This window comes from Pseudomonas sp. LBUM1670 (assembly GCF_059695695.1).
The window spans coordinates 3,591,884-3,604,476 of record NZ_CP166783.1 but is presented as its reverse complement, the minus strand read 5'-3'; the positions used below and the strand labels follow the sequence as shown (position 1 = coordinate 3,604,476).

Here is a 12,593-nt window from a genome sequence, read left to right as displayed (position 1 = left end):
TTGTCATGGCTGACGCTGGCTGACCCAGTATTGACCTACCGCACCATCCTCACCCTGCACCGGATCGCGCTCGGGAAAGGGCAGCGTGTCGATGCTTGCCTGTTGCTCGGCACTCGGCGTCTCGCGACAAATATCGGCGTGCTGCCCCGGCGGGTAGGCGCCGACTACCAGAAAATCGTTGCTGGAGCCCAGGTTGCAATGGCCGATGCCCGCTGGCAGCAACACCACATCACCCGCACTGACTTCCAGCACATGACCGTCCGGACCTCCCAGCATCAAACGCGCATGACCGCTGGCTATGCCAAGCACTTCATGGCCTTCGGTGTGATAGTGGTGAAAGTCGTAGACCCCGTAACGCCATTGCGGTGGCCAGCCATTGGCCTTGAACGTTTTTTCGAACAGCGCCGCCGGATCGTTGCCATCAACGGCAATCGCCTTGGCGTAAATGAGCACTGGCAGGCGCGAGTTGTTTGGGACCCAGGCGTTGGGTTCGAGCAGCAGTGGCTTTGCTGGAGCGGTGACGGTTTGCAAATTGGCCATGGGTCGATTTCCGGAGTGAGTGAACGCTGATTCCGGTTCGACCGAAGCCCGGGTGAGGAATTCGAGTGGGCTGACGAACTGCTTGCTTCCATCCCGTCTGTGGCGGGGCACAATTTTTCTGAACGACGCTGATCCCTGTGGGAGCGGGCTTGCTCGCGAAGGCGGTGTGTCAGGCAACATCTCTGTTAAATTTGCCGCCGCCTTCGCGAGCAAGCCCGCTCCCACAGGGATCGGCGGCGAATGGAGGATTGGGTACGAATGAAACACCCCCGCCACGGCGAGGTAACGAGGGCTTTTCCATGAGCGTTGTGCCTGCGCCTTTACTGGCAATTATTCTTTAGATTCGGTCTTTGTCGGAGCAGGTCGCTGTAGAACCTTCGCTGCGTCATCAACCACTGCCTTGCTCATCGCCGTCAGATAATGCGCGGCCCAGATGTGGCGGTCAGTATCACGGTTAAAGGCCGCCTCTCTGGTCAGCTCTTTGGCCAGGAACAGAAAATCAGAGGCCATGGCGAGCGCGTCACCGAGGGGAACGTCTCGGCTGACACGGAACAGCGCCTGGTTTGAGCAGTAGATGAAGGGGGTGAGGCCGATTGTTTTCAGTTCGGAAGGGTGGACGGATTTGTTTTGCTCATTGTTTTGCTCCTTAAACGAGGAGCTGCCGCAATCGTTACCACACGAATGGGTGGCAGCTGTACGCAGGGTGGTAAACCGGAGGAGCAAAGGAACCGGCAGACCCGAAGGTCTCCCACGCACAGCCGCCATAACACGGGATTACATACTAAAAAACGCACGAAATCTTGATGGGAGCGGTGGTGCACTTTGCCTAAACGGGTTACCACACCCGATCGCTGAATGGTCAGCGACATCCGGAGAGTATCCCGTCAAAGAAAAGCGCAACAAGGCATCAAAGTGCCCAAACGCGAGATTCAGAGTTTGCCTACAAGGTTTGTAAGAGTCATCCGAAAATGCGGTGCCTTGGCTAAACAAGCACTAAACGCGGCACGAAAAAGCCCGGCCTCATTAGCCTAATGCTGTTCACTTAAGAAATTCTTCCGGCGGACAAAAAATCTGTGGCGAGGGGATTTATCCCCGTTGGGTCGCGAAGCGGCCCCAGCGTCTGGCCAAACAGACTGAATTGTCTGGATTGGCGACTGCTTCGCAGCCGAACGGGGATAAATCCCCTCGCCACAAATGTGGGCACCTGCGCTTAAGTGAACAGCATTAGGCTAATGAGGCCGGGCTTTTTGTTGAAGACTGCGGTAGAGACATTCATTCATACAGCGCGGCTTTCAATCAGACGGTCGGAACCGCCTTCGGCGACGCGGTTTTCGATCAGGCGGTCGGAGCCACCTTCGGCGACGCGGCTTTCGATCAGGCGATCAGAACCACCTTCGGCAACGCGATTTTCGATCAGACGATCAGAACCGCCTTCGGCGACGCGGTTTTCGATCAGGCGGTCGGAGCCACCTTCGGCGACGCGGTTTTCGATCAGGCGGTCGGAGCCACCTTCGGCAACGCGGTTTTCGATCAGACGATCCGAACCGCCTTCAGCCACACGACTTTCAATCAGACGATCCGAGCCGCCTTCAGCGACAACCGGGTGAGCAGAGGAAGCGGCAAAAGCGTTAACTGCGAAAACCGAGAAAGCGATGCTGAGGAAGAGTTGGCGTTTCATGAGGGTGTGCTCCGGGGTGTCGTTGTTGGGTATGGAGGCGATGTTACGCCGCAGAATTTTTAAGAGAACTTCATTGAATTAATGGTAACTATCGACGTTAGCAATGGATGGATGAAGGCCCATGTCGTCCGAGTGATGGAATCTGGCTACGCGTTGCTTGATTGGATCCACAGTGGCACCCTCAGCGCCCGTTGCACCAAGGAGCCAGGTGATCAAGGAATGAGTGGATACGTACCCAACCCCCCGAAAAACTTCCGCTACGACGAAGCCAAACCCGTCGACATCCACGCCAAACGCTGGGCCGAGTATGAGAAATACGGCAAGGCACCGGCGGCTGAGAACGAGAAAGTCAGGGTCGCGTTGCGCATTGGTGTGTTCTTCGATGGGACGCTGAACAATGCGAGCAACGCTGCGTCAGGATTGTTGTGTGGCGCCCATCATCCGATTCGCCCGGAAGACGTCGATGCGAGCTGCAAGCCGTATATGGCGGATCCGGAGGGGAGTTATGGGAATGATGTGAGTAATGTTTTCAAGCTGTATGAGCTCTATCCGACATCAGAAGTAGCAGGAAACGATGCGTCATCCAAACTCGTACAGCGCAGTCTCTACGTTGATGGGATCGGCACCGATTCCGGCGCTGAAGACAGCTTGGGGGCCGCGGCGACCGGGCGAGGAGACGCAGGCGTAGCTGGGAAGGTACAAAAAGCGTTTGTCGCCATGAAAGCATTGATCAAAAACATCACCGCACAAAAAACGGGCACCTATCAAGGCGCCCGTTTTCATTCCGGCATAACGCTATCAAGCCTCACTAATCTGACTGACACTCGTCACCTGCCCATTCCAGACCATTTCATAATGCGCCGCCTGAATCACCGATAAAACCGGTCTCGGCGTCATCAACGCCCAGCAATGACTGCCGTGCATTCGCACCGAGCGGTAACGAATCCCAGGACAACCCGCCTCTTTGACCAACTTCCCCAAACGCCGGGAGTCCGTGTAATCGTCCGGATCGTAAACAGGATCGGTCATCGCAATGGACGTCGCATCTTTCATCCCGACCTCCACAAAAGAGCAGGACAACCCCCGGAAAACAAACCGCTCATAGTTGAGGCTCGGCACGTTTGACCAGTACAGACTCTGGTGATGCTTCACTTCGGCCAATGCCGTTTCCAGGGTGTCCGCCAGATACAGCACGCCAAAACGGCCATCGCTGAACCGCGATCCCGCCGGGTTGACGTGGGTGAACGGCGCTGTCGCGTAAGAGCAACCCGGAATACCGAACGGGATTTCACTGCGGCGAATCAGCTCAAGGCGACCCACTTCGTTTTTCAACCTGGGGTTGGTGAGTTCCTGTATCTGATACAGCACCTCGAACTCGTCCGCGTCGGCGACGTCATCAAACAAGGCCACCGGGGGAAACTTGGAATTGACCAGTCGATAGGCCTGCAATGGCTCACCGGCAAGTTCTGCCAGTTCGCTCAGCTTCACCATTGCGCACCACGCAGCACGTCGATGCGCCGAAAGGTTTCATACAACGAGATCATATCGCCCTGAGCCATGATCTCGAGCGGGGAGCGGCCGTTGAAGAATTCGTTGCCGTTGGCCATCGACGGGAAGCCGTAGACGTTTTCCGGGTTATCGAACACCAGGCGCAAGGCGGCGTGGATGTTGAGGACAAAGCTGATGCGCTGCATCTGGTCCGCGTCCAGCGCCACGGCCCAGTCGGGATCGCGTTGGCGGGCGCGGGTGTAGGTGCTGCGGGAAATGCGCAGGATACGGCAGGCCTGATCGCTGGACGCGGCCCACTTTTCGAGGATGCCGACAGCGGCGCGCAGGCCCGTTACACACTGGCTCTTGCTAAAGGCTTGTTGCAGGAGGGCAACGGCCATGTTCAATACCTCTTTTTGAATCTATAGATTCAAAGCTAGGCAAAAAGAGTCTATAGAGCAAGTTCATGGCGACCAGTGGGGGCTGCTATCGTTATAAATCTTCCCACCGCACGAATGAGAGGGGGCGCAGCATGGACCGATTTACCGGCGGTTGCCTGTGCGGCAACGTTCGAATTGAAGCGTCGGGACGCCCCTACCGGGTTGGCCTGTGCCACTGTCTCGACTGCCGCAAGCATCATGGCGCGCTGTTTCACGCTTCCGCGATATTCCCCGAGGACGCGGTGACGATCACTGGCGAAACGCGCGACTACGCTGGACGGTTTTTCTGTCCGCGCTGCGGCTCTTCGGTTTTCGCCCGCACCGAGGATGAAATAGAGGTGAACCTGGGATCCCTGGATGCTCCTGACCAACTGACGCCCACCTACGAAAGCTGGATCACCCGTCGCGAGTCCTGGTTGCCGCCGTTTCCGCTGACGAGACGGCACGAGCGCGACCGAGACGGTACGGGGCGTTTTGAGGAGTAGGGCGCAGGCATTCGAGACTCTTTTTCGCAGGGCTCGTCGTCCGGACATCGCACTGTCGATTTCTCAGCGAGTCGTTCGACTATTCGGTAGGGAATGACGCCGACAGGTCGCCATGATTGTCGGCATTCTCTGTACGAAAACTTTCATGAAGACGAACCGGGAGAAGACCATGCGCAAGCTCACCGTTGCCGCTTTCATCAGTCTGGATGGCGTCATTCAAGCGCCCGGCGGGCCCGAAGAAGATCGCAGCGGCGAATTCCGCTTCGGTGGCTGGATCGTGCCCTACGCCGACGAAACTTCCGGCCGTGCCATAACGGATCTGTTCTCGCAGCCGTTCGAGTTGCTACTGGGCCGTCGCACCTACGACATCTTCGCGGCGTATTGGCCGGATTCAAAAAACCACGCCATCGGCGATCTGTTCAACAGCGTGCCCAAGCACGTGGCCACGCATCGGCCCGATACGCTTGCTTGGCAAAACAGTCATACATTAAAGGGAAACCTTGCCGACGCGATTCGCGCGCTCAAGCAACAGGATGGAGCCCGGTTGTTGACGCAGGGCAGCGGCGACCTGGTGCGCCAACTGCTGGCAGCCGGGTTGGTGGATGAGCTTCGGCTGATGATTTTTCCCGTCGTGCTGGGACGCGGCAAGCGCCTGTTCGACGACAACGCACTCGCGTCGGCCTTCACGTTGGAAAGCTCGATCACCACGCCGGGCGGTGTGTTGATCACCCGCTATGTGCGCAGCGGCGACGTGCGCACTGGAACGTTCGAAGACGTTGAATAGCCAACGTCAGGATTGGCCGCTTTCGCGCCAATTCGTCTGGCTGACTGCTTGGCCAGAATGAAGTGTCAGCCCACTCTTGGAGAACCAAAATGACCAGCAAAAACACCATTTGTCTCTGGTACGACGGCGACGCACTGGACGCCGCATCGTTCTACGCCAAGACGTTCCCCGACAGCGTGGTGGGCGCTGTCCTTCACGCGCCCGGCGACTATCCGGCGGGCAAGCAGGGCGATGTTTTGACAGTCGAATTCACGGTGATGGGCATCCCGTGTCTCGGGCTGAACGGCGGGTCAGGGGTCAAGCACAACGAGGCCTTCTCGTTCCAGGTGGCGACCGACGACCAGGCCGAAACGGACCGCTTGTGGAGCGCGATTGTCGGAAACGGCGGCCAGGAAAACGTCTGCGGCTGGTGTCAGGACAAGTGGGGACTGTCGTGGCAGATCACTCCACGTGTCCTGACGGCAGCGATCAACAATCCCGATCGAGCGGCGGCCAAGCGCGCATTCGACGCGATGATGGAGATGGGGAAGATCGATATTGCGGCGATTGAAGCGGCGCTTGGGCGTTAGCCTGCGGCACTCTGGGTTGGGGGCTTGGATGCCTCGTGAGTCTTGCCGAGTGCCCCTATAAGTAGTGTGAATGGAGCATCATCCTGCCAGCCCCGCGAGATCTCATAACGTCCGGCGCAAATTTTTTTCGGTCACCCCATCGAGGTACTTGACGATGGTCTTCTTTCATGGCAAAACTCCTAACATTAGGACTTTAGGTTGATGTCTCTTCGGAGGTTCGATGCTTACGCAAAACGTTCAGGATCCAGCTGCAATGAAAGCCATCCCCACTGTGATCAGGGCGGCGGACGTTGTCGCCTACTCGCCGGCGAACCACACCGGCACCTCCAATGTGCGCGTGATCGGCCCCGAGACCGTGGGTGCGACGGCGCTTGAAGTGCTGATTGGCACGATCGTGAAATCCCATGGCGCGAAGCCGCACGCGCATCCATACCTGGAGCAGTGCGCCTACATGATTGAAGGCACTGGCGAGTCGCAAGCCCAGGGTCGCGTCGACGTGATGCACCCAGGAACCTGGGTCTATGGGCCGGCGGGCGTGTTCCATTCGTTTCGCGTGACCAGCGACCAGCCCGGACGGGTGCTGGTCGTCTATACGCCGCCTTATGGCGAGAACCCGGCGCAGACGATCACGGAGCCCGACCCTGCGGTTGCTGAAAGCGGCGACGTCCGCGTGCTGACCGTCGACGCCGCCGCTACCGGCAGAGTTCCACTTATCGACCGCGACACCGTCGGCGCGCAGTGGGTCGACATCTCGGCGCTGCGGATGCTTGCCGGCAGCGCATTGGCCTGCCCGATCGAGCCCAACGCGGAGCAGGTTCTCTACGTCGAAGACGGACAGATCGAGGCGCACGTCGACGGGCAGGACTTCCTGCTCGCGGCGGGCGACTTTCTGTTTCTACCTTGCGGGGTTTCCACAGCCCTGCGCTGCCCGCCGGAGCAGTCCGCATCCGGCTTTCTCATTCAAGGACGGCTTCCCAACACCGCTTCACTCCCAACAACAAAAGGAAACAACGCATGAACGCTAAATTTCCCACCCAGCAAAAAACTTCCACCGGCGCGTTGCTGCCATTGGTCGGCCTCCCGCAGGACACTCTGCTGACTGTCAACATCGAGCAGGTCCCACTGATCAAGAATGTCTTCCCGGGCATCCACATTCAGCCGCTACGCATTGACCCGGAGCGCGGCGAGTGGGTCATCAAGGCCATCGTGGAACCCGGTGCCTCCCTGCCGATTCACTACCACACCGGTACGGCGCAGGTGTGGACGATCCAGGGCTGCTGGAAGTATCTCGAGTACCCAGACCAGCCACAGACGGCGGGCTCCTACCTGTTCGAGCCGGGCGGCTCGGTGCACACCTTCTACACCCCCAAGGAGAACACCGAAGACACCATCACCATCGCCTGGATCGAAGGCGCGCAGGTCAGCTTTAACGAGGACGGCACCTTCCACTCAATGAATGACGCGCTTTCGATCCAGTACGTGCTCGAGACCCTCGCAAAGGAGCGCGGTCTCGCGTTGCCCTACGTCCGCGGCAACAGCGCCGACATAGCCGGTTCCTGACCGAAAAGAGGAGCACGGACCGAATGAATAACAACTCAAGCCAGGGTGGGCCGCTCGCCGGCCTGCGCATTATCGACATCACCGAAGTCGTCATGGGACCTTCGGCCACGCAGATGCTGGCTGACCTAGGCGCCGACGTGATCAAGGTGGAGCCGCCCGGTGGCGACATGCTGCGCGCCACCGGACCCGGTGGCCGCGCTGGCGCCGGTCCGCTGTTCCTCAACCTCAACCGCAACAAGCGCAGTATCGTGCTGGACCTCAAGAATCCTGTCGGCAAGGAGGCGCTGTTGAAACTGGCGCAGACGGCCGACGCGCTGATCTACAACGTGCGGCCGCAGGCCATGCAGCGGCTCGGGCTGGATTACGAAGCGGTACGGCAGGTGAACCCGCGCATTATCTATGTCGGCACCTTCGGTTTCAGCCAGCGTGGCCGCTATGCGGCCTCGCGCGCCTTCGACGATCTGATCCAGGCCGCCGTCGCGATCCCCGAGGCCAGCGTGCGGGCGGGGGCCGAAGTACCGCGCTATGCGCCGCTCAACCTCTCGGACCGGGCGACGGGCCTGTACGCGTTCGGTGTGATCTGCGCGGCGTTGTTGTCGCGCGAACGCACGGGACGCGGCCAGTCGGTCGATGTGCCGATGTTCGAGACGACCGCGCAGATGATGCTGGGCGATCACCTCTACGGCCACACGTTCATCCCGCCGCGCGGTGGCTTCGGCTATCCGCGGCTGCTCAACCCTCATCGGCGGCCATACGCCACGCAGGACGGTCTTGTCTGCCTGGTCGTCTACACCGACGACCAGTGGAAGGCTTTCATGCGCGTGGTCGGCGAGGCCGAGCGGTTCGAGAGCGACCCGCGGTTTGCCGACGGTGAATCACGCACGCAGCATGTCGAAGTGCTGTACGAAATTCTCTCCGACAAGCTGAAAACCAAGACCACGAAAGAATGGGAAGAGCTGCTGGTGCCGCTCGGCATCCCGGTGCTCCCGGCGCATACCTTCGAGACTCTGCTGGAGGATCCGCACTTGAAGGACATCGGCTTCTTCCAACAATTCGACCACCCCACCGAGGGCGTGTTGCGGACCATGGCGGTGCCGAGCGAATGGCCGCAGTCACCGCTGCCGCCGTTGCGCCCGCCGCCGCTGTTGGGTGAGCACAGCGAGGAAGTGCTCGCGGAGGCTGGCTACTCGCCCGAGCAGATCCGCGAGATGGTGCTGACCAGCGTGACCCAGGTGACGACGGCAACCAAGGAAACGGAGACCAAGACATGACGACGGTCCTTCAAGAAAGCCGGCAGGACGGCCGGCTGATTCTCACCATCGACCGCCCGGAGCGCCGCAATGCGCTCAACGCGGATGTCATCGCGGCGCTGCAGCAAGCCCTGCAGCGCGCCCGGGCGGACGACTCGATCCGCGCTGTCGTGCTCACCGGCACGGGCGACGAGGCGTTCTGCGCCGGTGCCGACCTGGGCGCGGACGCCTTCGCGCTCGACTACTCCATACCGACCATCGCCTATGCCGACCTGCTGCGCACCGCCCGCACGCTTGCCGTGCCGCTCATCGCGCGGGTCAACGGTGCCTGCATGGCCGGCGGCATGGGCCTGCTCGCGATGTGTGACCTCGCCATCGCTGCCCCGCACGCGATCTTCGGCCTGCCAGAAGCGAAAGTCGGCGTGTTCCCGATGCAGGTGCTCGCCGTGCTGCAGGCCCAGGTGCCGCAGCGCTGCCTGGTGCAACTTTGCCTGACGGGTGACCCGATCGATGCCGCGAGAGCGCGCGAGATCGGCCTGATCAATGACGTGGCGGACGACCTCGACGGAGCGCTCGAGCGCCTGCTGTCGCGCCTGCTGGGCAACTCGCCCACCGCGCTACGCCGCGGGCTGTATGCGATGAAGGCGATGCGCTCGATGTCGTTCGAAGAGGCGATCGCGTTCGGCGAAGGCCAGATTGGCCTGCTGGCCATGACGCAGGATGCGCGCGAGGGCATCGCCGCATTCAAGGAAAAAAGGAAACCGCAATGGACCAACAAATGAATTCGCAAGCCACGAACAAGCTCGTGCGCATCGGCGGCGCCTCGGGCTTCTGGGGCGACAGCTGCCTCGGACCGATGCAACTGGTGCGCCAGGGCGAGATCGACTACCTGGTGTTCGACTATCTCGCCGAGCTGACGATGTCGATCCTTGCCGGCGCACGCATGAAGCGTCCCGAGGAAGGCTACGCCATCGACTTCGTCACGGTGGCACTGCGCTCGGTACTGAAGCAGGCCGTCGAGAAGGGCATTCGCATTGTCAGCAACGCCGGCGGCGTGAACCCGAAGGGCTGCGCCGCGGCGGTGCAGGCTCTGGCCGACGAACTGGGCGTGGTGGTGCGCATCGCGATCGTCGAAGGCGACGACGTGCTGCCACTCGCGGCCGCCATGCGGGCGGCCGGCACGGTCGGAATATCCAACGGCGAACCGATGCCGGAACGGTTGGTGACGGCCAATGCTTACCTTGGCGCGCTGCCGGTCGCACAGGCGCTGGACGCGGGCGCCGACATCGTCATCACCGGCCGCTGCGTCGACAGCGCGGTCACCCTCGGCGTGCTGATGCACGAATTCGGCTGGGCGCCTGACGACTTCGACCGGCTTGCCGCGGGCAGCCTCGCCGGCCACATCATCGAATGCGGCTGCCAGGCCACCGGCGGCTTGCACACCGACTGGGCTGCCGTGCCCGACTGGGCCAACATCGGTTATCCAATCGTGGAGTGCCGCGACGACGGCAGCTTCGTCGTCACCAAGCCCGCGGACACCGGCGGGCTTGTCTCGCCCGGGACGGTCGGCGAGCAACTCCTGTACGAAATCGGCGATCCAGCCTGCTATTTGCTGCCGGATGTGGTCTGCGACTTCCGCCAGGTGCGCCTGGAGCAAGTCGGGTCGCATCGCGTGCTAGTGACCGGTGCGCGCGGCCTGCCGCCGACCCCTACCTACAAGGTCAGCGCCACTGCGCCGGCGGGCTTCAAGGTGTCCGGGCAGCTCACCATTGTCGGGATCGATGCCGCCGCAAAAGCCAAACGCACGGGCGAAGCGCTGCTCGAGCGTGGCCGTCGGTTGCTGCGCGAGAACGGGTTCGCGGACTTCCTGGCGACGCGCATCGAGCTGCTCGGCACCGAGTCGGCCTACGGCCCGCACGCCCGGCCGTTGCCGACGCGCGAAGTCGTGCTGCGCCTGACCGCGACGCATGCCGACCGACGCGCGCTGGAGATGTACAGCCGCGAGTTCGCCGCCCCCGGCACATCATGGTCGCCGGGCACAACCGGTTCAGGTGGCCGTCCCTCCGTGTCGCCGGTTTTGCGGCAGTTCGCCTGGCTCATTGCGAAAGAGCAGGTGACGCCGACGGTCACGCTCGGCGAGACGACGTTCGCTGTGACACTGCCGCCATCAACACCGGAGGTGTCGCCGGAACGGCTGGCGCCCATCGAGAGTTCGCTGCCCGCCGGTCCACGCCAGACCGTGCCGCTGGTGAGAATCGCGCTCGGGCGCAGCGGCGACAAGGGCGACACGTCCAATATCGGCCTGATTGCCCGCCATCCCGCGCTGTTGCCGGTGCTGCTCGAGCAGGTGACACCCGAACGCGTGAAGGATTACCTCGGCCACCTGGTGCAGGGGCCGGTGCATCGCTACGAACTGCCCGGCATTCACGCCATCAACCTCCTGTGCGAGCAAGCACTGGGCGGCGGCGGCATGGCGTCGCTGCGCAATGACCCACTCGGCAAAGGTATGGGGCAGTTGCTGCTCGATCTGCCGGTCGAGGTGCCCGAAAGCCTGCTGCAGGAACTGCCCGCATGAATTTCGATTTATCGGACAACCAGCTCGCGATCCGCGACGCCATTGAGGCGATCTGCGCCGACTTCGGTGCCGATTACTGGCTTGAGCGCGAGCGCGACGGGCGCTGGCCGAGTGAGTTCTGCGACACCATCGCCAGCGGCGGCTGGTTCGGCGTGACCATGCCCAAAGAGCATGGCGGCGCCGGCCTGGGCATCTCGGAAGCCGCAATGGTGATGCGCACCATCGGCACGCTCGGCTCGGCGGCGGTGTCGTCGGTGCACCTGAACCTGTTCGGCCCGCAGCCCGTGGTCGTATTCGGCAGCGAGGCGCAGAAGCGGCGTTTTCTGCCGCCATTGATCAAAGGCACGGATCGCGCCTGCTTCGGCGTGACCGAGCCGAACATCGGCTCTGATACCACCCGCATCAGAACCTTTGCGCGCCGCGTGGGCGACCGCTACATCGTCAACGGCCAGAAGGTCTGGACCTCGACCGCGCAGCAGGCCAACAAGATCCTGCTGGTGGCCCGGACGACGCCGATCGAGGAATGCGCGAGGCCGATGGACGGCGTCACGCTGTTTTATACGGACCTCGACCGCGCGCATGTGCACATCTGCGAGATCGAGAAGATGGCGCGCAAGGCCGTGGACTCGAACGAACTGTTCATCGACGGGCTGGAGATTCCGGTCGAGGATCGCATCGGCGAGGAAGGCCAGGGGTTCAGGTACCTGCTGCACGGCCTGAACCCGGAGCGCATCCTCGTCGCGGCCGCTGCGCTCGGTGCCGCGCAGACGGCGCTGACGAGGGCGACGGACTATGCCAGGGAACGCGTCGTGTTCGGGCGGCCGATCGGCATGAACCAGGCGATCCAGCATCCGCTGGCCGAATGCTGGATGCGCCTGCAAGCGGCCGAGCTGCTGATGTGGAAGGCGGCTGCGCTCTACGACACCGGCAAGCCCTGCGGCGTCGAGGCCACGGCGGCGAAGTACCTGGCGGCCGAGGCCAGCTTCGAGACGTCATTGCGTGCGGTGCGCACCCACGGCGGATTCGGCTATGCCACGGAGTACCACGTCGAGCGCGGCTTGCGCGAAAGCGTGCTGTCACTGCTCGCGCCGGTGACGCAGGAGCTCGCACTGTGCTACGTCGCCGAGCAGGCGCTTGGCCTGCCGAAGTCGTATTGATTTGCGCAACACGAGATAAACCGCTTCCAGAGTTTGAGTGCACGGGCGCTGCTGTCGCCCGGGTTAT

The 12,593-nt window shown here is 61.8% G+C and carries 14 protein-coding genes and 1 pseudogene; 10 read left to right on the top strand and 5 right to left on the bottom strand.

Going from position 1 to position 12,593, the window contains the following annotated elements; all coding sequences use genetic code 11:
• Nucleotides 1-3: 3 nt before the first annotated feature.
• From ACA073_RS16290 to ACA073_RS16280, 3 genes are all read right to left on the bottom strand, one after another.
• Complete coding sequence (locus ACA073_RS16290) at nt 4-540, bottom strand: cupin (RefSeq protein ID WP_497397738.1); 537 nt, start codon at nt 538-540, stop codon at nt 4-6.
• 330 nt (nt 541-870) lie between these two features.
• Nucleotides 871-1,305: a DUF3077 domain-containing protein gene (locus tag ACA073_RS16285; RefSeq protein ID WP_497397736.1), complete on the bottom strand. Its 435-nt coding sequence runs from the start codon at nt 1,303-1,305 to the stop codon at nt 871-873.
• A 511-nt stretch (nt 1,306-1,816) separates the two neighbouring features.
• Entirely contained in the window at nt 1,817-2,218 is a 402-nt protein-coding gene (locus ACA073_RS16280) for a hypothetical protein (RefSeq protein ID WP_497397734.1), read from the bottom strand.
• 219 nt (nt 2,219-2,437) lie between these two features.
• Here ACA073_RS16280 and ACA073_RS16275 point away from each other — a divergent pair.
• Nucleotides 2,438-2,959 (top strand): annotated as a pseudogene (locus ACA073_RS16275) (DUF2235 domain-containing protein); the annotation flags it as partial.
• A 57-nt stretch (nt 2,960-3,016) separates the two neighbouring features.
• Here ACA073_RS16275 and ACA073_RS16270 read toward each other — a convergent pair.
• Nucleotides 3,017-3,709 (bottom strand): RES family NAD+ phosphorylase, encoded by a 693-nt coding sequence (locus ACA073_RS16270; protein WP_497397732.1) that lies wholly within the window; start codon nt 3,707-3,709, stop codon nt 3,017-3,019.
• On the bottom strand, nt 3,703-4,107 hold the full coding sequence (locus tag ACA073_RS16265; protein WP_497397730.1) for a hypothetical protein: 405 nt from the start codon (nt 4,105-4,107) through the stop codon (nt 3,703-3,705). Before ACA073_RS16265 ends, ACA073_RS16270 begins: the two co-directional genes overlap by 7 nt.
• Nucleotides 4,108-4,238: 131 nt before the next feature.
• Between ACA073_RS16265 and ACA073_RS16260 the strand changes: the two genes are divergently transcribed.
• The 9 genes from ACA073_RS16260 (at nt 4,239) to ACA073_RS16220 (ending at nt 12,526) form a co-directional block, all read left to right on the top strand.
• Nucleotides 4,239-4,631 (top strand): GFA family protein, encoded by a 393-nt coding sequence (locus ACA073_RS16260; RefSeq protein WP_497397728.1) that lies wholly within the window; start codon nt 4,239-4,241, stop codon nt 4,629-4,631.
• Between the two features lie 169 nt (nt 4,632-4,800).
• Nucleotides 4,801-5,415 carry a dihydrofolate reductase family protein gene (locus ACA073_RS16255; RefSeq protein ID WP_497397726.1) on the top strand — a complete coding sequence of 205 codons (615 nt, stop codon included), beginning with the start codon at nt 4,801-4,803 and terminating at the stop codon, nt 5,413-5,415.
• Nucleotides 5,416-5,504: 89 nt separating this feature from the next.
• Nucleotides 5,505-5,984: a VOC family protein gene (locus tag ACA073_RS16250; RefSeq protein WP_497397724.1), complete on the top strand. Its 480-nt coding sequence runs from the start codon at nt 5,505-5,507 to the stop codon at nt 5,982-5,984.
• A gap of 253 nt (nt 5,985-6,237) precedes the next feature.
• A complete protein-coding gene (locus ACA073_RS16245) occupies nt 6,238-7,002 on the top strand; it encodes a cupin domain-containing protein (RefSeq protein ID WP_497397722.1) in 765 nt (254 codons plus the stop codon).
• Nucleotides 6,999-7,544: a 2,4'-dihydroxyacetophenone dioxygenase family protein gene (locus tag ACA073_RS16240; protein WP_497397720.1), complete on the top strand. Its 546-nt coding sequence runs from the start codon at nt 6,999-7,001 to the stop codon at nt 7,542-7,544. The genes ACA073_RS16245 and ACA073_RS16240 overlap by 4 nt, the downstream gene beginning before the upstream one ends.
• 23 nt (nt 7,545-7,567) lie before the next feature.
• Nucleotides 7,568-8,815, top strand: coding sequence for a CaiB/BaiF CoA transferase family protein (locus ACA073_RS16235; protein ID WP_497397718.1), 1,248 nt, complete (start codon nt 7,568-7,570; stop codon nt 8,813-8,815).
• Complete coding sequence (locus ACA073_RS16230; RefSeq protein ID WP_497397716.1) at nt 8,812-9,576, top strand: enoyl-CoA hydratase-related protein; 765 nt, start codon at nt 8,812-8,814, stop codon at nt 9,574-9,576. The genes ACA073_RS16235 and ACA073_RS16230 overlap by 4 nt, the downstream gene beginning before the upstream one ends.
• The gene (locus ACA073_RS16225) at nt 9,561-11,369 is read left to right on the top strand and encodes an acyclic terpene utilization AtuA family protein (protein ID WP_497397714.1); all 1,809 of its coding nucleotides are present in this window, start codon (nt 9,561-9,563) and stop codon (nt 11,367-11,369) included. The genes ACA073_RS16230 and ACA073_RS16225 overlap by 16 nt, the downstream gene beginning before the upstream one ends.
• Complete coding sequence (locus ACA073_RS16220) at nt 11,366-12,526, top strand: acyl-CoA dehydrogenase family protein (protein WP_497397712.1); 1,161 nt, start codon at nt 11,366-11,368, stop codon at nt 12,524-12,526. Before ACA073_RS16225 ends, ACA073_RS16220 begins: the two co-directional genes overlap by 4 nt.
• The last annotated feature ends 67 nt before the right edge of the window (nt 12,527-12,593 follow it).